At 29.5% G+C, this 20,880-nt stretch carries 21 protein-coding genes; all 21 read right to left on the bottom strand.

Features of this window, described 5'->3' with window-relative positions; genetic code table 11:
• Position 1: 1 nt before the first annotated feature.
• Positions 2 to 1,318 carry a ribosome biogenesis GTPase Der gene (gene der, locus BD821_RS01485; protein WP_029453326.1) on the bottom strand — a complete coding sequence of 439 codons (1,317 nt, stop codon included), beginning with the start codon at positions 1,316 to 1,318 and terminating at the stop codon, positions 2 to 4.
• Positions 1,303 to 2,634 (bottom strand): DUF512 domain-containing protein, encoded by a 1,332-nt coding sequence (locus BD821_RS01480; protein WP_029453327.1) that lies wholly within the window; start codon positions 2,632 to 2,634, stop codon positions 1,303 to 1,305. Before BD821_RS01480 ends, der begins: the two co-directional genes overlap by 16 nt.
• 219 nt (positions 2,635 to 2,853) lie before the next feature.
• Positions 2,854 to 3,510: a phosphate signaling complex protein PhoU gene (gene phoU, locus BD821_RS01475; protein WP_029453328.1), complete on the bottom strand. Its 657-nt coding sequence runs from the start codon at positions 3,508 to 3,510 to the stop codon at positions 2,854 to 2,856.
• A 20-nt stretch (positions 3,511 to 3,530) separates the two neighbouring features.
• A complete protein-coding gene (gene pstB / locus BD821_RS01470; protein ID WP_029453329.1) occupies positions 3,531 to 4,280 on the bottom strand; it encodes a phosphate ABC transporter ATP-binding protein PstB in 750 nt (249 codons plus the stop codon).
• Positions 4,281 to 4,291: 11 nt separating this feature from the next.
• Positions 4,292 to 5,176, bottom strand: a complete 885-nt coding sequence (pstA, locus tag BD821_RS01465) for a phosphate ABC transporter permease PstA (RefSeq protein WP_207655259.1) — start codon at positions 5,174 to 5,176, stop codon at positions 4,292 to 4,294.
• Positions 5,177 to 5,178: 2 nt separating this feature from the next.
• Positions 5,179 to 6,060 carry a phosphate ABC transporter permease subunit PstC gene (gene pstC / locus BD821_RS01460; protein ID WP_029453331.1) on the bottom strand — a complete coding sequence of 294 codons (882 nt, stop codon included), beginning with the start codon at positions 6,058 to 6,060 and terminating at the stop codon, positions 5,179 to 5,181.
• Between the two features lie 48 nt (positions 6,061 to 6,108).
• Positions 6,109 to 7,017, bottom strand: a complete 909-nt coding sequence (locus tag BD821_RS01455) for a phosphate ABC transporter substrate-binding protein (protein ID WP_104408987.1) — start codon at positions 7,015 to 7,017, stop codon at positions 6,109 to 6,111.
• 293 nt (positions 7,018 to 7,310) lie between these two features.
• Positions 7,311 to 9,020 (bottom strand): HAMP domain-containing sensor histidine kinase, encoded by a 1,710-nt coding sequence (locus BD821_RS01450; RefSeq protein ID WP_104408986.1) that lies wholly within the window; start codon positions 9,018 to 9,020, stop codon positions 7,311 to 7,313.
• Between the two features lie 2 nt (positions 9,021 to 9,022).
• Positions 9,023 to 9,727: a response regulator gene (locus tag BD821_RS01445; protein WP_104408985.1), complete on the bottom strand. Its 705-nt coding sequence runs from the start codon at positions 9,725 to 9,727 to the stop codon at positions 9,023 to 9,025.
• A gap of 84 nt (positions 9,728 to 9,811) precedes the next feature.
• On the bottom strand, positions 9,812 to 10,525 hold the full coding sequence (pgeF, locus tag BD821_RS01440) for a peptidoglycan editing factor PgeF (RefSeq protein ID WP_104408984.1): 714 nt from the start codon (positions 10,523 to 10,525) through the stop codon (positions 9,812 to 9,814).
• A gap of 124 nt (positions 10,526 to 10,649) precedes the next feature.
• Entirely contained in the window at positions 10,650 to 11,102 is a 453-nt protein-coding gene (gene nrdR, locus BD821_RS01435) for a transcriptional regulator NrdR (protein WP_029453336.1), read from the bottom strand.
• Between the two features lie 72 nt (positions 11,103 to 11,174).
• Positions 11,175 to 11,432, bottom strand: a complete 258-nt coding sequence (locus tag BD821_RS01430) for a YlmC/YmxH family sporulation protein (RefSeq protein ID WP_029453337.1) — start codon at positions 11,430 to 11,432, stop codon at positions 11,175 to 11,177.
• Between the two features lie 209 nt (positions 11,433 to 11,641).
• Positions 11,642 to 12,415 (bottom strand): RNA polymerase sporulation sigma factor SigG, encoded by a 774-nt coding sequence (gene sigG / locus BD821_RS01425; RefSeq protein ID WP_029453338.1) that lies wholly within the window; start codon positions 12,413 to 12,415, stop codon positions 11,642 to 11,644.
• 72 nt (positions 12,416 to 12,487) lie between these two features.
• A complete protein-coding gene (gene sigE, locus BD821_RS01420; RefSeq protein ID WP_104408983.1) occupies positions 12,488 to 13,192 on the bottom strand; it encodes an RNA polymerase sporulation sigma factor SigE in 705 nt (234 codons plus the stop codon).
• 14 nt (positions 13,193 to 13,206) lie between these two features.
• Positions 13,207 to 14,019 (bottom strand): sigma-E processing peptidase SpoIIGA, encoded by an 813-nt coding sequence (gene spoIIGA, locus BD821_RS01415; protein WP_169993889.1) that lies wholly within the window; start codon positions 14,017 to 14,019, stop codon positions 13,207 to 13,209.
• A gap of 183 nt (positions 14,020 to 14,202) precedes the next feature.
• Positions 14,203 to 15,306: a cell division protein FtsZ gene (ftsZ, locus tag BD821_RS01410; RefSeq protein WP_029453341.1), complete on the bottom strand. Its 1,104-nt coding sequence runs from the start codon at positions 15,304 to 15,306 to the stop codon at positions 14,203 to 14,205.
• 15 nt (positions 15,307 to 15,321) lie between these two features.
• The gene (gene ftsA, locus BD821_RS01405) at positions 15,322 to 16,572 is read right to left on the bottom strand and encodes a cell division protein FtsA (RefSeq protein WP_104408981.1); all 1,251 of its coding nucleotides are present in this window, start codon (positions 16,570 to 16,572) and stop codon (positions 15,322 to 15,324) included.
• Positions 16,573 to 16,753: 181 nt separating this feature from the next.
• Positions 16,754 to 18,028 (bottom strand): glycosyltransferase family 2 protein, encoded by a 1,275-nt coding sequence (locus tag BD821_RS01400; RefSeq protein WP_029453343.1) that lies wholly within the window; start codon positions 18,026 to 18,028, stop codon positions 16,754 to 16,756.
• Positions 18,029 to 18,240: 212 nt separating this feature from the next.
• On the bottom strand, positions 18,241 to 19,296 hold the full coding sequence (locus tag BD821_RS01395) for a type IV pilus twitching motility protein PilT (RefSeq protein WP_104408980.1): 1,056 nt from the start codon (positions 19,294 to 19,296) through the stop codon (positions 18,241 to 18,243).
• A gap of 17 nt (positions 19,297 to 19,313) precedes the next feature.
• The gene (gene aroE / locus BD821_RS01390) at positions 19,314 to 20,075 is read right to left on the bottom strand and encodes a shikimate dehydrogenase (RefSeq protein WP_104408979.1); all 762 of its coding nucleotides are present in this window, start codon (positions 20,073 to 20,075) and stop codon (positions 19,314 to 19,316) included.
• 85 nt (positions 20,076 to 20,160) lie between these two features.
• The gene (gene sigK / locus BD821_RS01385; RefSeq protein WP_104408978.1) at positions 20,161 to 20,865 is read right to left on the bottom strand and encodes an RNA polymerase sporulation sigma factor SigK; all 705 of its coding nucleotides are present in this window, start codon (positions 20,863 to 20,865) and stop codon (positions 20,161 to 20,163) included.
• Positions 20,866 to 20,880: the final 15 nt, after the last annotated feature.

The raw sequence follows: 20,880 nt of genomic DNA, 5'->3' as shown, positions 1-20,880 counted from the left end.
ATTATTCCTTCTTCTCTCTAAATTCTAACTTAATTCCAGTACCTTCAAAATTAAATCCAGCTCTTAACTGATTCATTAGGTACCTTTCATAAGAAAAGTGTAATGTACTTTTATTGTTTACAAAAAATACAAATGTAGGCGGTTTTATACCAGTTTGAGTAACATAATATACTTTTAATCTCTTAAGTGCAACTACAGGTGGTTCTTTCATAAGTATTGCTCTATTTACAACTTCATTTAATAATCCTGTAGTTATTCTTCTAGAGTAATTATTATAACAATCCTTTGCCATAGCTAAAATCTTATGTGTTCTTTGTCCTGTAAGTGCTGAAATAAATAGATATGGCGCATAACTTAAAAATGATAGCTTTATAGCTATTTCCTTTTTAAATTTTTCCATAGTTTTATCATCTTTTTCTATTAAGTCCCATTTGTTAACTACTATCATTACAGCCTTATTAAGCTCATGAGCATATCCTATAATCTTTTCATCTTGATCAGTAACACCATCTTGTGCATCTATCATAAGTATACACACATCTGATCTTTCTATAGATGTTAGAGTTCTTATAACACTATATCTTTCAATTTCCTTTTTAACTTTACTCTTTCTTCTAAGTCCTGCTGTATCTACTAATATAAATTTTCCTAAGTCATTTTCTAAGTAACTATCTATAGAGTCTCTTGTAGTTCCAGGAATATCACTTACAATTACTCTATCCTCACCTAAAAGTTTATTAATTAATGAAGACTTACCTACATTAGGTTTCCCTACCATAGCTATCCTAATGTATTCATCATCATTCTCTTCATAATCACTATCTTTAAAGTGTTCTACTACGGTATCAAGCATATCTCCAAGACCTAATCCTTGAGTAGCTGATATAGTTATAGGATCACCTATTCCTAAATTATAAAATTCAAAAGCATTATTTTCATCTTTAAGTGAATCTACCTTATTTACTACAAGCACTACAGGCTTTTTACTAGTTCTAAGCATATGTGCTACTTCATGGTCTGCTGGTGTAAGCCCCTCTTTACCATCTACTATAAATATTATTACAGTAGCAGTTTCAATAGCAATTTGTGCTTGCCTTCTCATTTGAGCAATTATAATATCATCATTTTGTGGCTCTATACCACCTGTGTCTATCATTGTGAAATTATACCTTAACCACTCAGCCTCTGCGTATATTCTATCTCGTGTTACTCCTGGAGTGTCTTCTACTATTGAAATTCTTTTACCTGCTAATTTATTAAACAAAGTGGATTTACCTACATTGGGTCTACCTACTATTGCAACTACTGGTTTTGCCATATTTGTTCCTCCTTACAATTACTGTTTATTATATCTATCAAGTCTTCGCCTGTATAATCACAAACTAGTACTTCCTTGCCTAGTTCACTTTTCATTTTATCTAAAGTTACATCATCTAAAAATACTTCTTCGCCGCTTCTTAACATATTTTTAGGTATAATTATGAATTCACCTAATTGTTTTTCTCTTAAATTATCTATTATATCTTTTCCTGTTAGTAATCCTGCTACTGTTATAGTTTCTCCAAAAGCCTTATTAATAGTCTTTTCTACCTTTATATCAATTTTAGGATTACTTTCCATGATATTTTTTGATGCCATTAATATCTCTTCATAGGCAGAGACCCCTGTAACCATAGTAAAACTACCTGTGCTATATTTATTTAACTTGTGTAAATCTTTTTTTATTGTATCTCTAAAGAATCTTATCATTCCAATACCATCTTCTAATTGTTTAAATCCCCTATAAAACTCATCTTCTGGAATTTCTATACCTGCTGTTATATAAAATTCATCAGATAATCGTACAAAAGGTTCATGAATTTCACCTTCATATATATCTTGAAGTTTTCTAACACTTTTTATTTCTTCTGTAGCTAATGCTTTATTATACAACTTTAATGGGAATAATCCTTCTCTATGCATAGTAACTCCAACTGGTACTACAGCCACATTTTCGATATAAGGATGAAGTTTATAAAGATCTTGAATCGTATTTATTAATTCTTTTCCATTATTAACTTCAGGACAACTAACTATTTGACAGTTCATTTGTATTCCTGCCGCAGCTAGTTTTTTTAGTTTATCATATATATCTCCTGCAAACCTATTGTTTAGCATTCTTTTTCTTAACTCCCCATTAGTTGTATGTACAGATATATTAATAGGACTAATTCTATATCTTATAATTCTATCTATATCATCATCTTTCATATTGGTTAGGGTTACAAAATTCCCTTGTAAAAAGGAAAGTCTTGAATCATCATCTTTAAAGTAAAGTGATTTACGCATCCCTTTTGGAAGTTGATCTATAAAACAAAATATGCACTTATTACTACAACTTCTAGCATCATCCATTATGGCATCTTCAAATTCTATTCCTAGTTTCTCATCATAGTCCTTTTCTATCTCTAGAATCCAACGTTCTTTATCGGACTTCTCTATCTCCACCTCTACATATTCGTCTGCCATAAGAAATCTATAATCTATTATATCTTTTATTTGATTTCCATTGATACTAATTATTTTATCTCCAACCTCTATGCCTAACTCTTCTGCTATACTGTCTTTAAATACTTCGCATATTTTTGTATTCATATTCCCACTCCCATATTTATTGCTATCAATTAGTTATATTACATTAATTGGCCTTTATAGTCAATAAAATAAGAGAAGATGAAAAAGCATTTTTACATCTTCTCTTAAAATATAAATTACTTTAATCTACTCTCTTAAGTATAAATCTAAATTAATATTCCATTATACATTATACAGCTTATTGTAACTTTTATCTACATAATTATTTTTTAGTATTTATTAATCGTTTAAATCCACAGTCTCGCCTGTAACTAAATATATGGTCCATTCACATATATTGGTTACATGATCTGCTATTCTTTCTAGAAATTTAAATACAAATAAAAACTGAGTAGCTTGTTTTGCATTGCTTTTATCTTCTATTATATACTTTAAAAGCTCTGTAAATGAATGCTCGTATATATCATCTATCTCATCATCCATCTTACATACATCATAAGCTTTGGATGAATCAGCATTTATATATGCATCTAGTGAATCTCTTATCATTTGTTGAATAATTAAAGACATTCTTGGTATATCTGTTAGCTCTCTTATATATTTTTCATCTTTTAATCTTATAACAATTTTTGCAATGTCTACAGCATGATCCGCCATCCGTTCTAAATCTGTTACTATCTTTATAGTTGTAAATACATTCCTAAGGTCTTTAGCTAAAGGTTGTTGCATTGCTATAAGTTTTATACACTTATCTTCTATTTCTCTTTCAAGATCATCCACTAAATCATCTTGTTTTATAACTTGAATAGAAAGACTTTCATCTTGCTCTTCAAGAGCTTTTATAGATAGGTGTATTTGTTTTTCTACAATGCTTCCCATTCTTAAGACTTCCCTGTGAAGATTTTTTAAATCCGTATCAAAAGATCTTCTTGTCATGATATCACCTCATTTTAAATTTAACCAAATCTACCTGTTATATAATCTTCTGTTCTTTTATCTAAAGGTCTATGAAATATCTCTTCTGTTTTTCCATATTCAATAACTTCTCCTGTTAGAAAAAATGCGGTATTATCTGATATTCTTCCTGCTTGCTGCATATTATGTGTAACTATAATCACTGTATATTGCTTTTTTAATGTATCCATTAATTCTTCTATCTTCAACGTAGATATTGGGTCTAAAGCAGATGTAGGTTCATCCATAAGAATTACTTCTGGCTCTACGGCTAGGGTTCTTGCTATACACAGTCTTTGTTGTTGTCCTCCTGAAAGTCCCATTGCATTCTTTTTTAATCTATCTTTTACCTCCTCCCAAAGCACAGCTTCTTTTAAGCTATTTTCTACTATTTCATCAAGCTTTGCCTTGTTTTTTATTCCATGTATTCTAGGACCATAAGCTACATTATCATAAACCGACATAACAAATGGATTTGGCTTTTGAAATACTATCCCTATTCTCTTTCTAAGTTCAATCACATCATAGTCATCATATATATTTTTACCTTCAAATAAAACCTGCCCTTTTATTTTTACTGAATCAATTAAGTCATTCATTCTATTTATAGTTCTTAAAAATGTAGATTTACCACAGCCTGAAGGTCCAATGAGGGCTGTAACTGTATTTTTGTCTATATTTAAATTTATCTTTTTTAAGGCCTGTGAATTTCCATAGTATAGGTCAAGATCTTTTGTTTGAATTATGCTCATTACAATTCCCCCTATATCTTTCCAGTGTAAGATTCATGTAGCTTTTTACCTAATATTCTAGCTGTAAAATTAAATAACAATATCATTATTACTAAAACTGCTGATGCTCCATTAGCAACCTTTGTAGCATCTGGTAACATACCTTCTGAATTTATCTTCCAAATATAAACTGCCAGCGTTTCTGTAGAACGCGTAATAGCGAAAGGAGATGCCTTATCTATAAAACTTATATTACTAAAATTTAATGGGCTTGCACTCATTCCTGCTGTATATATAAGCGCCGCTGCTTCTCCAAATATTCTTCCAGAAGCTAAGATTATTCCAGTAAGGATTTGTGGCATAGCCATTGGTAAAATCACCTTCTTTATTGTCTGCCATTTAGTAGCGCCAAGACCTAAACTAGATTCTTTTACTCCAAGCGAGGCCACCCTTATAGCATTTTCACATACCCTTGTCATAGATGACAAATTAAGTATGGTTATGGCTAAAGCTCCTGCTATAAGTGAGTATCCCCATTTGGCCATTTGTACAAAAACTACAAGTCCAAATAATCCTACTACTATTGACGGTAGTGCAGCCATTGTTTCAATAGATAGTCTTATTATATTTAATATTTTACCTTTTCTTGCATATTCAGCAAGATATATTCCAGCTCCTACACCTATTGGAATAGTAATAATTAATGTTATAACTAAAAGATAAAAGGAATTAAACAATTGTGGGCCTATTCCTCCTCCTGCTTCAGTAAACTTTGGATTCCCAAATATAAAAGATGGTGTAAGGGAACTTCCACCTTTTATTAATATATATGAAATAAATGCTACTAACAGCAATATTACAAATCCTGAAATTACATATAATATTATAGTGGCTATCTTGTCCTTAGTCTTTTCCATTATCAGATTTCACCTCTTTTTGAAATAGCTCTTATTATAAGTATGAATATAAATGAAATTATTAACAGTAATAGTGCCATAGACCATAATGCATTATTCCATTCAGTACCCATTACAGTATTACCCATATCCATAGTTATAGCCCCTGTTAATGTAGATGAGGGTTTTAGTAGCTTTGATGGAATTCTAAGAGCATTTCCTATAACCATTTGTACTGCAAGAGCTTCACCAAAAGCTCTTGCAAGTCCTAATACAATTCCAGTAGATATTCCAGTTTTAGCTGAGGGTACTACTATCCCTTTTATAGTTTGCCACCTAGTTGCTCCTAGTCCATAAGAGGACTCCATATATTCTTTAGGTACTGTTTTAATAGCGTCAGAGGCTATGCTTGTTATTGTTGGAAGAATCATTACACTCAAAACTAATATTCCTGCTAAAAGACTAAATCCAAGACCTCCTAAATAGTTCTTTATGATTGGTACTAAAACGCTTATACCAATCCATCCATAAACTACCGATGGTATACCAACAAATAACTCCATAGCAGGTTGCATTACCTTTTCTCCAAGTTTTGGAGATATCATATTCATAAAGATAGCAAGCGCTATTGCCAGTGGAGTACTTATTATAACTGCTCCAAGTGACACAGCTGATGATCCTAATATATATATTAATGCACCATACTTCTTCTCTTCTGGATCCCAAACTTTAGAAAACAAGAATTCTAAAATGGATTGTTTATTTTGTGTAAATAATTTTATACCTTTTGATGTAATAAAATATATTATAGATATAGTTAAAATAATAATAAGCATACCGCAAAAGGTAGCATATGCTCTACCTAAATATTCATTTTTAATCTTATTTTTAAGACTTTTTTTCATATCATCACAACTCCGCTATTCTAATTCTTAGAATGTATAAACGTAATCTTATTTATCTCTAGTAACCTTCATGTCACTGGTTGGATAATATCCTAGTTTTTCCATGGTGCTTTTAGCTTCATCTGTAGCAAAGAACTCTATATATGCCTTTGTTACTCCAGCTGCTTCACCTTTTGTATACATGTGTTCATAAGACCATATAGGATATTTTCCTGTAGTTATATTTTCTTTTGACATCTCTACATCTTCATACTTTAGAACTTTAATTCCTTCTAAGTTCTTTTCGTTTGATAAGTAGGATGATGCTAGATAGGATATTGATCCTTCTGTTTCTTTAACTGCTTTAGCTACAGCACCACTTGAATCTTCTTTTAACGCTTCTCCTGTTGCTTCTTTAGCTCCATCTAAAGCGTATTTTTTAAAAGTTGCTTTAGTTCCTGAAGAATCTGGTCTACTTATTATAGTTATCTTTATATCATCTCCACCAAGTTCCTTCCAGTTAACTATTTTGCCTGTAAATATATCTATAAGCTGATCTTTAGTTAAGCTATTTAGGGTTACTTTAGAGTTAGCAACAGCTGCAAATCCAACTACACAAACTTTGTTATCTATAAGTTCTTTAGCTTTATCTTCATCCAGCTTTTCTTCTGCAAAAACATCTGAGTTACCGATATCAGCATTTCCTGCAGACACATCTTTAAGCCCTGTACCACTTCCGCCTCCTTGGACATTTATAGTGGCATTTGGATTTTTTTCATTAAACATTTTAGCAATTTGCTGTGCTAAGGGTTGAAGCGCTGTAGATCCTGTAGCTGTTATACTTCCTTCTATTTTATTTTCACTTTCTTTATTTTCACTTTCTTTATTTTCTGATTTAGTTGAACACCCTGCTAAAATCCCTCCAATAAGTACTATTGATAAGCCAGTTTTAATAAACTTTGATACATTTTTATTCATCTTCCTACCTCCATTTTTAATATCTAACTTATTTACTACAACTTTATAATAATACTTGAAAGTTAATAGCGTATTATTCCAGTGTTAATTAAAGTTAACATACATCTTTTATATAACTTCTTATATATGATAAATTAATTAATATTTTAAAACTTATCTGCATATATATCATTCTCTTTACTAAGACACTTTATTCTAAATATTATTTTTCACATTAATTTCATTGTTAATTTGTATTCATTTGAAAATAAGCCTTTATCTTCTATTACATTACCAATAAAAAAAGAACTCTTTTAGAGTCCTTTTTTTATTGGTAATGTAATTATAAATTTACTTCCTTTAGAAACCTCGCTTTTAACGTCTATATTTCCACCAAACCCTAGTACTATATGCTTTACTATAGCAAGTCCAAGTCCGGTACCTCCATTAGCCCTAGACCTAGCTTTATCAACTCTATAAAACCTTTCAAAAAGTCTATATATATGCTCTTTTTGAATTCCAACCCCTGTATCTTCTACAATTATTATGCAGTCTTTCTTATAGGTCTTAGAACTTATATAAACACTAGATCCCTTATCTGAATATTTTATAGCGTTATCTATAAGATTTATCATCATTTGTGTAAATCTATCTTCATTCCCATATAAAACAATGCCACTTTCAAGATTTAGCGTAATACTTATATCTTTATTCGATGCTACACTTTTCATTAAATAGTAAATATCATTAATTTTATATTCTACGTTGATATCAGAACTTTTTTCGTCCTTATGCTGTTCTATATCTGAAAGAATTAATATATCTTCAATAAGCCTTGTGAGTCTTTCAGCCTCTTCATTTATTATGTTTAAAAATCTATCCTTTTTCTCATCATCATCTACATATCTTAAGGTTTCTGCAAACCCTCTAATAGAGGTTAATGGTGTCTTTAACTCATGAGATACATTTGCTACAAATTGAGTTCTCATATTTTCTAATTTTTTAAGATCTGTTATATCTTGTACCACAGCTACTGTGCCTATAAGCTTTCCATCACTTATTATATCTCCTGTTTTTATTCTTAATTCCTTTTCTGAAGGCCAAAGTATATTTATTTCTTTATACTCATCCTTTCTTTCTTTAAATACGTTTTCTAATTCAAAGTCTCTTATATGTTCCATAAGATTTTCACCTATAATGTTTTTTCTTATACCAAATATCTTTTTTGCATAAGGATTAATTATAATAACATTATAGTTTTCATCTACTGCAATAACGCCACTATCCATACTTTTAAGTATAGCTTCTAACTTATCTTGCCTATCCACAGCTTCCTTTATAGTACTCTCAAGTTTATCTGCCATATCATTAAAGGTTCTGCCAAGTTTTCCTATCTCATCATTTGTTAATATATTTACCCTTTTATGTAGATCTCCGCTTGCAACCTTTGATGTAAGGAATTGAAGTTCTTCTATAGGTCTTACTATAAAATGACTAAACTTAGAGGATAATAAAACTGAAACCGCCATTACTAAAATCAGAGTTAAAATATAATACTTTAAATATCTTTGTTGAACACTTTTCATACTGTCAACACCCATTGACACCCTTAGTATAGATCCATCTTCTAATAATAAAGCATTATATATCATATTTTTGTCTAAGGTATTACTATATCTAACACTATAGCCTTCACCATTCCTTATGGCATCCGAAACTTCTTTTCTTAAATTATGATTATCCATATATTCTTCATCTTTTAGTGTATCAATTATAACTTCCCCTTTTTCATCAATGTATGTAACTCTAATATGAGATTCATCAACACTTTCTTTTAACCATATTAATGTTTCTTCCCTTGTCTTATCTTTTATGCTATTTGCTATTAACTTATTATCTATACTAAGATTACTCTTCATTTGCTCTATATATTGATAATTCCATATTATTATAAATATTGAACTTACTAATATAAGGCTAAATGTTATTATACCTAGCACAAAGAGCATAATTTTTTTCTTCATAGCTAGTCTCCTCTATACTCATTGTTAAACCTATACCCAATTCCCCTTATAGTTTCTATGTATTTCGGGTTTTTGTCATCATCTTCTATCTTTTGTCTTAGATGCCTTATATGAACATCTACAGTCCTCGTTTCTCCTATATATTCATATCCCCATATCTTATCTAAAAGCATTTCTCTTGTTAGAACCTTTCCTTTATTTTTAATTAAAATTTCTAAAAGTTCAAATTCCTTAAGGGTTAAATCTATCTTTTTAAGATCTTTTATAACTTCATGTTTTTCAAAATCTATGGTTATATTAGAAAAACTATATCTTACATCTAGAGGCTTGGTATTTACCCTCCTTAAAACTGCCTTAACTCTTGCAGTTAATTCTCTAACTGAAAATGGCTTAGTTATATAATCATCTGCTCCTAATTCTAATCCTATTATCTTATCTAACTCTTCACCTTTTGCCGTTAACATTATTATAGGAATATGAGCTGTTAAGTTATCTTTTCTTATTTCTTTACATACATCATATCCATCCATGCCTGGAAGCATTAAATCTAGCAATATAAGTTTAGGTATTTCACTTTTAGCTTTACTTATAGCATTATTACCATCCATAGCCACTAATACCTCATATCCGGATTTTTCTAAATTAAATTTTAGTAGCTCTATTATATGCTCTTCATCGTCTACTATTAATATCTTTTCTTTAGACATCATTAACCCTCCGTATCATTTTACTTTTAGTAAATCTTAATCTACTGTGATAAACGCACTTAAAATGTTAGATACTTAATTCACTTATCTATAATATAAAAAAGAAAACAACCTACCTGAATTAACTCCTGTTTTTCTATAAGAATGCAATTTATAGTCTTTTGCACAATATGTACATAAATTAGTATCAAGTATATTATGCTCTAAGACTCCAAATGAATGTAGTTGATATCTAAGGCAGGCAGTTATATTCAAATTTTTTCCTTCAAATATATTTTTATTATTATAAAAATCTTCCTTTTTAAATTCTTCATTAACGCCCTGACCTACTTCATAGCAACATACCCCATTATGAGGACCTATGTAAGCTATAATATTCTCTGCCTTAGTTCCATACTCCTCCTTCATTTTCTGTAATGTCTTAAGCAAAATCAATTTATAAGTTCCTCTCCATCCACTATGAACAGCTGCCATAGCCTTTGTATCTTTATCAAAAATAAGTATAGGTGCACAATCTGCTGTAAAGACTCCAATAGCTATATTCTTTTCCTTACATATAATTGCATCACCTATTTCTTCGCTTTTTGGATTAACTTTTATAATATCACTATGCAATTGTTTTAAATATTTAATTTCTTTTAAATTTATAATCTCTTTTAATTTATCTATATTTAAAATTCCTTCATTTTCATCTATTTTAAAACTTATTTCATTATACGCTGTGGAAAAATAAAAATTAGCTCCACCCATAGATTCATGAACAAACTCAAATCTTTCATCTAATAATATATTTTTCATTAAATTCCTCCATTAATAAAAACATACTTTAACTTTATATATTTCAATAAAGTTATTTTATCTTGTTAATTGTATATTCAGTATTATAACATTTTAGCCAAACTGCTAGAGCTTGGCTAAAATATCATTTACTCATTATATTTTTAATTTCTTCCATGAAGGAATTTATATCCTTAAACTGTCTATATACTGATGCAAATCTAACATAAGATATTTCGTCTAATTCCTTTAACCTATCCATGATCATTTCGCCTATATCCTCTGATTTTATTTCTGTAGTCATGCTATTACTTAATTCTTTTTCTATATCACTTGCTAAATTTTCTATTTGCAACCTTGATATAGGCCTTTTTTGACAAGCTTTTATTAATCCATTTATTATTTTATTTTTATCAAAGTATTCTCTTGCAAGATCTTTCTTTATAACTAATATAGGAATGTCTTCAATCTTTTCATAGGTTGTATATCTTTTACTACAAGATACACATTCACGTCTCCTCCTGATAGCTAGCTTGTCTTCTGTAGCTCTAGAATCTACAACCCTACTTTCTTCGTAAGCGCAGTATGGACATTTCAAAGCATTCCCACCTTTCTTCATAATTATTGCTTTTATTTAATTATACACACTTTTCTATGTAATTTCTACATACTATGCATCTTCTCTGATTATATAATTATCAACCAATATAACATCTACACCTATTTTAAGAATCTTTTCCCAAGGTATTTCTATAACATCTATTTTACTAAACCAAGAATTTTTTTGAACTGGTACTATTACAGAAATTATTTTATAATTTTCACAATCAACTTTTACATCTTTTATATAGCCAAGTTTCACCCCTGTATTTATATCTATAACTTCCATAACTCTTATATTGTTTATAGAATGCATATCCATTTCCATGAAAATCCCCCCTATTAAATTCACTTAATTATAATTTGAGATCTTTTACAATATGCAAATACATATTTATATTTCTTCCCTTAGTATATTAATATTGTAGATAATAAATTCTATGACATTTATAAAACCTTCTAAGGTTCATATGTAAAGAATACTCTAACAAATAATCTCCATATAAACCTTAGAATAATTTTATGCATTAATATTATTTATATGTACTTTTTCATATGTTTTAATGCTGTTTTTTCTAATCTAGATACTTGAGCCTGGGATATACCTATTTCTTCTGCTACCTCCATTTGAGTTCTTCCATCAAAAAATCGTAAATTTAATATAAGCTTTTCTCTATTATTTAGCTTTTTCATGGCTTCTTTTATGGATATATCTTCTAGCCAACTATCATCAATATTTTTAGTATCTTTTATTTGATCCATCACATATATAGCATCTCCTCCGTCATGATATATAGGTTCAAATAAAGATACTGGATCTTGTATTGCGTCTAAAGCAAATACAACCTCTTCCCTTGGGATATTTAGTTCCTTTGCAATTTGAGATATGGTAGGTTCTTTATTATTTTCATTTACTAATTTATCTCTTGCCATTAAAGCTTTATATGCTATATCCCTTAAGGATCTACTAACCCTTATAGAGTTGTTATCTCTTAGATACCTTCTTATTTCTCCTATTATCATAGGAACAGCATAGGTTGAAAATCGAACATTTTGACTTAAATCAAAGTTATCTATAGCTTTCATAAGCCCTATACATCCTACTTGAAAAAGGTCATCTGCATTTTCTCCTCTATTGTTAAATCTTTGAATCACACTTAAAACCAATCTAAGATTACCTTTAATAAAATCATCCCTTGAGCTATCATCACCATTTTGAATCTCAAGTAGCATCTTTTTCATTTCTTTATCTTTCAAAACCGGTAACTTAGATGTATTAACTCCGCAAATTTCAACTTTATTGATCATCATAAAAATCAGTCCCTTCAGAGTAATTGCATTTTAATTATTCCCTGAAGAAATAACTTTTATACTAAAGACAAACTATAACATTTTATTTATTTCCTTTTTCAATCTTTTAATTATTCTTTTTTCTAACCTAGAAATATAAGATTGTGATATTCCAAGCATATCAGCTACTTCCTTTTGAGTCTTTTCATTTTTCCCAACTAATCCAAACCTTAATTTAACTATTTCCTTTTCTCTATCATTAAGTTTTTCCATGGCTAAAAATAATAATTCTTTATCAACCTCATCTTCTATAATGTTATACACCATATCACTTTCTGTTCCTAATATATCAGATAGTAACAGTTCATTTCCATCCCAGTCTATATTTAAGGGCTCATAAAATGATATTTCGGCTTTTATCTTACTATTACGCCTTAAATACATCAGTATTTCATTTTCTATACATCTAGATCCATAAGTTGCAAGCTTAATCTTTTTTTCTGGATTAAAGGTATTTACAGCTTTAATAAGTCCTATAGTTCCAACAGAAATTAAATCTTCTATAGCAATACCTGTATTTTCAAATTTTCTTGCTATATAAACAACCAATCTTAAATTTCTTTCTATTAAAACACTTCTTACCGTTTCTTCCCCCTTCATAAGCCTTAGCACTAAATCTTCTTCCTCTTCTTTTGTTAAAGGTGGGGGTAATGCATCGTTACCTCCTATATAATAAATTTTTTTAAAAAATAATTCAAACTTTGATATTATCCTATTAATAAGTACCTTAATATTCATTTTTCTTACCCCCTTTATAATATTCCTCTTGATAATAAAGCAGAATACTCTCCACCTTTGCTTAGTGAATTATCACATATACATATAATAGCTTCTATTGGTTTAATAGATACTTTCTCATCTTTGTTGTAATACAATTTAATATATTCTGGTTTAAATCCCTGTAGCCTTCCCTTAGAACCATTTACAACTTCATATGGTATCATGTATCTTTCTTTGTCTTCTAATGTGATATCACCTAATGCCCCCCTTTCTACAATGATAACAGGCAAATCAGTAGCAGGTTCCCTGAGTTCATTTCCAGTATCCAAAAAACCTTTAAAAGATTTTACTTTCCCCTTGTAAAATATTTCCACACTATATATTAAATTATCAACAATATATCTATCTTTTATAAAATTTATTATTCGATTTATGAATATATATAATATCATCATAGACATTAATATATATTTATAAGAAAAGCTCTCCAAAGTCCTATTTTGATCCATTATATTTATATTATTTATACCTATAAAGAAACATAACCCACTTAATAACATAGAATATATAATATAAATTGCAGAAGATTTTAATATAAATCCTATATCTAATTTTTTAAATGCAATAATCATAAAAACCATAACTAGTGGTATCTTTATGTAAATTGCATTAAAGACATTTAATTTTGGTATCAATATAACCATTACATATGATGTAGCAAAAACTGCAGATAATATAGCATTTGTAACTTTGAGCTTTATTTTCATAGTATCTGAAGTTATACATATCAAAAATAAATTTACTATGAAGTTTTCAATTAGCAGTACATCTAAATAAATTATCAATTTCACCACTCCCTTAATAACATTATATAGCTCTCTTATTCAAAATTTTGTCATTTCATATAGATTATATATTTATTTTTAAATTATCTTTTTACAAAAAACACTTTAAAATTCTAATAAATGTTAAAGATTAAACGCAAAAAAAACTTGATGAAATTTCATCAAGTTTTTTTATTCTTCTATTTATCTTCTTTGTTTTCTCAAAAACGCTGGTATTTCTAGCTGGCTATCTTCGTAAGTATCTGCTGAAGTTGCAGCTGCTTCTTCTATAGGCTCTTTATTATTTTTATCGCTCATTATATTTTGCATATCCTTTTTAGGTTTCTTCGAGGTTTCTTCCTCAAATCCAGTAGCAATAACAGTAATTCTTATCTCATCTTTTAGGTTTTCATCTATTACAGCACCAAATATTATATTTGCATCTGGATCTGCAGCTCCTTGAACTATTTCAGCTGCTTCATTTATTTCAAGCAAGCCAAGGTCTGAACCTCCAGTAACATTTAATAACACTCCTGTAGCTCCAACTATTGATGTCTCCAAAAGAGGGCTTGATATAGCTTGTTTTGCTGCATCTTGAGCTCTGTTTTCTCCATTTCCTTTTCCTACTCCCATATGTGCAAGACCTTTATTTAACATTACAGTTCTTACATCCGCAAAATCTAAATTAACAAGTCCTGGTATAGTGATAAGATCAGATATACCTTGTACACCTTGGCGTAATACGTCATCTGCCTTTTTAAAAGCTTCCATAAGAGAAGTCTTCTTATCTACTAATGAAAGAAGTTTTTCATTAGGTATAGTTACCAACGTATCAACACTTTCCTTTAGATTATTTATACCCATATCTGCATGTAACATTCTCTTTCTACCTTCAAAAGGGAATGGCTTTGTTACCACTCCTACAGTTAAAATGCCCATGGCTTTTGCAATTTCCGCCACTACTGGAGCCGCGCCCGTACCAGTACCTCCGCCCATTCCTGCAGTTATAAAAACCATGTCTGCGCCTTTTATAGCTTGAGATATTTCTTCTTTACTTTCTTCAGCTGCCTTTTCTCCTATTTCAGGATTTGCTCCAGCTCCAAGTCCTTTAGTCAATTTATCACCAATTTGTATTTTTTGTGTAGCATTAGATAACATCAAAGCTTGTTTATCTGTATTAATAGCAATAAATTCAACATTCTTAAGTCCTTCAATTATCATCCTATTAACAGCGTTATTTCCTCCGCCCCCGCATCCAACTACTTTTATTTGAGCAAATTGTTGAACATCTAAATCAAAATCTAACAAAATAATTCCTCCTTTTTAGAAAAATCCATCTAAAGCCTTTTTTATTTTACTTACAAAGCTTTTATTACTTCTTTTTCTTATTCTTGCATTTTTAAATTCTAAATCCTCTTTATCAATCTTCTCCTTTTGTTTATCATATTGAATCTCATTTGAATTATTATTATTATTATTTAATTTTAACTCATTATATACATTTTTAACAATACCAAATGAATTAATTGCTAAAGGTTTATTTAATGTTTCTTTTGGGTTTAATATGTATACAGGTTTATTCATGATGCCACTAGCAAGCTCTCTTATTCCTTTAAATAAACTTATTCCTCCACCTAATAATACAATGCTATCTATCTCATATCCTCTTTCTTTGGCTTTTGTTTCAATAAGAGATAGTATTTCTTCAACTCTAGCTAAAATAATTTGTTCAACTATATTAGATTGCATTAAATCTTCTTCTTTTTTTATACTTATAAGTATCTCACTTAAATCAATATCTTTCTTTTTTAGACTCTCTGCTGACTTATTGTTAATGTTATTGCAAAAAGCAATATCCTTAGTTATAATGTTACCACCTAATGGAATAGAAAAAGTATCTATTAAAATTCCCTCTTCATAATAGGCTACATCACTAATATCAGACCCTGTATCTATTATCATAGTATTTTCTTTAAAGTAGGTAGTTTCATCATACATGTCCTTTGAGGATTCTGATTGAATAAGTAAGGCTTTTATATTAATACCGATACTTTGAAAAACTTTTAATCTTGATATAATCATAGGCTTCTTTGCCACTACAAGCTTTGTATTTGACTCTAATCTATTAGCTTTAAGCCCAATAGGATCTTTTATCTCTATATCGTCATCAACAATATATCTATACGGTATTATATCTATTATTTCTTCATCATTAAGTGCCGCATCTTCTTTGGAAACTTTTAAAACTCTTTCTATATGCCTTTCTTCTATTTTTTCCTCTTCTTTAGATAATCCTATATCTCCTTTTCCATCTAATATCTTGCATATCCCACCTGGAATTCCAAGGTAAACTTCTTTAATTGGCGAATCTATTAATAATTCGAGATTGCTTATACATTCTTTTAATATACTTGCTACTTCATTAATATTAATTATTTCTCCATTTTCTATACCTTGGCTTTCTAATACAACACTATCAAGTATTATGAGTTCATCATTATCGTCTACTTTAGCTACTGTTGCACTAACTTTAAAGGAACCAATATCCACTCCTACTATACATTGTTTTTCCATATATTCTAATACCTCCTTCCTAAGTAATGCCACATATATTTATATATTCAACGTTATTTGAAGATTTCCTTTATAATGATAAAAATATTATTCTCATTGTGTATATAATTTTAAAATTAAAAATTAAGAGAACTCTAATTCCTAAAAGGTTTGAGTTCCCTTAATAATTATAATTTATTGTTTAATTTGCCTTTTCAAGATCATGTATTTTTATATTCCTAGTATGCAATGTGTGAGACCATTCTTTATTATCTTTATGAATTATACCTTGGATTGATATAGGTAGCCATGTAGCAGCATATATCGGATATATAAGATAATATAAGAATATTTTAAGACTTAACTTTTTTTCTAAAATTAATATAAATGGAGTATATACAAATTGCATTATCATTGCTAATACACTTGCAAGCTTAATCATAGTAAAATTAGCAGTTTTTATTGTTTGAATTGTTGTTGCTATAAGTTGTGGTGCTGCTACAAATGAATGGAATAAATTCATAATCATAGCTATACCAGCGAGTATTATAATTACTGGCTGTATTGTGTAAAGAGCACAGTCCAGTGCCACAAAATTAAATTCCTTTATGGCCTTTTTTATAAGTTTAAAGAAATATCTACTAGATACATCTGCAAATCCTTGCATCCATCTTTTTCTTTGCGCCCAGGACTGAGCTAATGTAAGTGGCTTTTCATCATATATTATTGCATCATGAGCCCATCCTACTTTATACCCATTCAAAACAAGCTTACAAGTAAATTCTAAGTCTTCAGTAAGGCAAGTTGCTCCCCAACCTAATTCTTTTAATATACTCGTATCTATACAAAACCCTGTTCCTCCAAGCTGATTAGATAACCTAAGGTTACTTCTAGAAAGTTGAAACATTCTATTAGAAGTCCAAAAAGCTATAGAGTATCCGCCTGTTATCCATGTATCATTAGGGTTCTTGCTATCTAAATAGCCTTGAATAACTTTATGACCATCACATAATTTATTATTCATTTCTTTAAGAAAGTTCTTGTCTACTAAATTGTCTGCATCAAAAACTACAACTGCATCATAACTTTTGTCCATTTTGAACATTTTATCAAATATCCACTCTAATGCATACCCTTTACCTTTTTTGTCCTTCATATTTCTTTCGAACACATTAGCACCAGACTTTCTAGCCTTCTTTGCTGTGCTATCAGTGCAGTTATCTGCAATTACTATTATATCATACAGTTCCTTTGGGTAATCCATCATATCTAAGCTATGTATAATATTTTGGATTACATTTTCTTCATTATATGCCGCTACAATTAAAGCGAAACTTTTCTTTGGCTCAAATTGCTTTTTACTTTTAAATCTTATTATTCCAAAAAACGAAAGGAATAAATAGTATGTCGAAATTATAAATACTAGATTTGTAAAAGTTGCGGATAAAATTTGAATAAATGAATTTAAAACATCCATTCATATCCCCCCTAGTTCAAAGTTATTTTAGCACAAATACAGATTAAATACTATATGCAATTAGGGTTTTTGGATAAAAAATTGATTTTAAATGCAACCTTTTAATAATTTTATACATATTTTATAGTTTTTTAATATAAATTTAATAAATTAGTGGGTCTAATTACTATACTTCCCACTTAGTTAAAATTACTATTGTTAAACAATAAATACTAAAGTAGTAACATTCTAGTTAAAAGTTCTTTATCGACACAATACGTAAGAGCCACTTCATTGGTTATTATGCCCTTTTTATATAATTCAACTAAAGCCATATCCATACTCTTCATACCGTACTTGCTTCCAGTTTGTATAGATGATTCTATTTGGTGAGTTTTACCTTCTCTAATCATATTTTGTATAGCTGGAGTAACTACCATAGTTTCAAGCGCTGCAATCCTTCCTTGCTTATCTGCCTTTTCAATTAGTTGTTGAGATATAATACCTTGAAGTACCGATGCTAATTGTATTTTTATTTGTTGTTGTTGATGTGGTGGAAAAACATCAACTATTCTGTCTATAGTTTTAGTTGCTCCAATAGTATGTAAAGTTGATAATACTAAATGTCCTGTCTCTGCCGCAGTTATAGCTATAGATATAGTTTCTAAATCTCTCATCTCACCTACTAGTATAACGTCAGGATCTTCTCTTAGTATTGCCCTTAAAGCATTTTTATAACTACTACTATCTTTTCCTATTTCCCTTTGATTTATTATAGATTTATTATGTTTATGTAAATACTCTATAGGGTCTTCTAAAGTAATTATATGCGCCTCTCTTGAATTATTTATTTCATTAATCATAGCTGCAAGAGTAGTACTCTTACCACTGCCCGTTGGACCTGTAACAAGTATAAGTCCTCTTTTTTTATTTATGAGTTCTTTTATTATAGGCGGATGTGCAAGTTCCTTTAGTGTTGGTACTTTTAATGATATAGTTCTTATTGCAAGAGCACTGCTTCCTCTTTGCTTAAATACGTTAGCTCTAAACCTTCCAAGTCCCGCTACAGAATAAGAAATATCTAGTTCACCTTTTTTTAAGTATTCCTCATATAATTCTCCCAATATATCCTTTGCATATTGTTCAGTTTCGTATTGTGATAATTTACCTTCATCTATAGATTTTAATCTCCCATTAACCCTTACAGTTGGTGACACACCTACAGTAAGATGAAGATCTGACGCTTCCATTTTTGTTGTAATTTCTAATAACTTATTTAAGTCTAACAAAACAATTCCTCCTATATTTATGTATTTAAGTTCCATATGTCAATAGCTTTATAGGCTTGTTTTTCTAACATAATTCTGCCATTAATAGCCTTTAACCCTTTATTTTCTGCCTCTATTAGTAATTTTGTTTTTTCAGGTGCATAGTTTAAATCATAGATTATTAAATTATCTTTGAAACCCTTTAACTCTATTGGTATTATTTCATTATTTACGTTTCCTAAAGGCGTACAGTTAATTATCATATCATATTTATACATGTCTTTGATATTCTGTATATCTATAACATTTTTTACACCTTGGAATTCTCTCCTTACTTTTAATACATCTCTTCCGGCTATATCTATATCTTTTACTTTTAAGTCTTTTAGTGCATAAGAAACTGCCTTAGCAGCTCCACCACTTCCTAATATTAATACATAATAATCTTCCACATTTATCTTCCAATGTTCTAAGCTATGAATGAATCCGAAGTAATCAGTATTGTGTCCTATAAGAGCACCATTTTTAATTGAAATTGTATTCACTGCTTTTATCAAACTTGCTGGATACGTTAATTCATCTAAATAATTTATTATAACTTCCTTGTAAGGTATTGTAATATTAAATCCAACATATTCATTTTCATTTACCACCTTTAAGAATTCAATTAATTCATTTTTATCCATATCAAATAGCTCATATTTTAAGTTAATCTGATTTTTCTTATAGTAATCATTATGAATTTTTGGAGATATAGAATATTGTATGCCCTTACCTATCAATCCACATCTTTTTATCATTACCCACCTCCTACTTACTAATTCTACAAAAATATGCTAAATCCCTTTTATACAATGTAGACTAAAGGGATTTTAGCATATTTTTTTATATTTTATTTTTACCATCCATCTCCTTTAAAAGTTTTTTTAGAGCCCTTTTTTCTATTCTCGAAACATAGGACCTAGATATGCCTAGAAGTTTTGCTATTTCCCTTTGGGTTCTGTATCTACCATCTCTTAATCCATACCTCATTTCAATTATAACTTTCTCCCTAGGCTGTAATGTTGTACTAATCTTACTATATAACTTGCTTATTTCTATTTTCTGCTCTACCAAATCTACTACTGAGTTTTCATCACTGCTTAAAACATCCATTAGCGATATTTCATTGCCTTCCTTATCGATGCCTATAGGGTCCTGTAGATATACCTCACCCTTAATCTTTTTATTGTTTCTAATAAGCATAAGAATCTCATTTTCTATACACCGTGCTGCATAAGTTGCAAGTCTAGTTCCCTTTGTATTATCGAAAGAATCTATAGCCTTTATAAGTCCCACTGTTCCAATAGAAATTAGATCATCAATATCCTTTCCAGGATAAGAGTATTTTTTTACAATATGAGCTACAAGTCTTAAATTTCTCTCTACAAGAATATTTTTTGCTTCAATATCCCCTTCTTTAAGCCTATCTAAATAATAAGCTTCCTCTTTTTGATCCAATGGCTTTGGAAATGAATTTCCACTAGTAACATATCCTGCAAGTACAGTAATTCCGCCAAACATATCTAACAGATAATTAATTAACAACAAAGGTGCTCCTCCTAA

Origin of the sequence: Clostridium algidicarnis DSM 15099, from assembly GCF_002934235.1 — a bacterium.
GTDB classification, from domain to species: Bacteria; Bacillota; Clostridia; order Clostridiales; family Clostridiaceae; genus Clostridium_L; species Clostridium_L algidicarnis.
Note: the sequence above shows the minus strand (reverse complement) of the source record. Positions and strands in the feature narration are given on the sequence as shown.